Genomic DNA, 1,072 nt, shown 5'->3' with positions numbered 1-1,072 from the left:
GCTACGAACGCCGCGCCGACACCTTCACAGCCTTCCTCGCGCTGGCCGCCGCCCTCGTCTGCTTCAAACGACTCCAACAAACCAACTGAGACAAGCTCTTAGGGTCGGGTTCTCTTTCTCGGGGTTTTTCGGCCCGGGTGCGGTTTGCCGTCGGGGTTTTTCGCCTCGCCGGCTGGGCAGGTCTCTGGGATGGCGTTTCTCCGCTTCGCACCATCCCGTCGAATCTGGCTTTTTGTTTATCACGCTGCAGGCAGGGCGCAAGGTTGGGTGTTGGGTGTTCCGTTGGGGTGGTTTGTTGCGCCCTGCCTGCAGCGTGATGGTTTGGGACCAGGTCGACGGGATGGCGCTTCGCTTACCGAACGGCGACTCTATTGGGTGATGGTGGGTCGTCCATTTGTTCGGTATTGTTTTTTCTCTGGCTTCTGACGAGGGGGAGTGGCGGGGGTTGGCTGAGGAGTTGGCGCCTTCGCTTCGGGTGTCGCCTGTGGAGGTGGAGAGGCGGATTCGTAATGCCGTCGATCTGGCTCGGCGGATGCCTCGGGTTCTGGATGCCATGCGGGATGGTCAGGTTGAGCTGTATGGCGCTCGGCGGGTCCTGGCTGTGACCTCGCCGCTGTCTGACGAGCATGCCCGGCAGGTGGATGGGTTGTTGAGCGACAAGCTCGCTTCCGCTCCCGTGACGTCGTGGCAGCCTCGGAATTTGGCCCAGCACGCGGCGCGGTTGGTGGAGAAGGTTGATCCGGGTGGGCAGGCGGAGCGGGCTCGGATGGCCCGGGCGGGGCGGCGCGTGGAGTTTGATCACGGGCCGAACGCGCAGTCTCGACTCACCGCCGAGTTGCCGTCGGAGGTCGCTTCCGCCTGCTATGCGCGGGTTGATGCGATGGCACGCCGCCTGCGGCGCAAGGGTGAGCAGCGCACGTTGGATCAGTTGCGGGCCGACATCACCGCCGACCTGTTGCTGGGCAACGACCCTGGTGTTCGGGTTCCCGAAGCGGCAGCCATGGTCTACCTGCACATGCCGGTTGACGCCGCGTTGTCGATGTCCGACAGCGGCTGTGAGTTGGACGGCTAC

Annotated in this window: 1 protein-coding gene; it reads left to right on the top strand. The window is 64.1% G+C overall.

Annotated elements, in window-relative coordinates:
- Positions 1–394: 394 nt before the first annotated feature.
- A partial coding sequence (locus tag IF64_RS0124925) for a DUF222 domain-containing protein (protein ID WP_157575545.1) occupies positions 395–1,072 on the top strand: 678 nt, incomplete at its 3' end.

The sequence above is a fragment of the Prauserella rugosa genome, assembly GCF_000719975.1.
GTDB lineage: Bacteria > Actinomycetota > Actinomycetes > Mycobacteriales > Pseudonocardiaceae > Prauserella > Prauserella rugosa.
The sequence above is the reverse complement of the archived record's forward strand: the minus strand, read 5'-3'. Positions and strand labels throughout refer to the sequence as shown.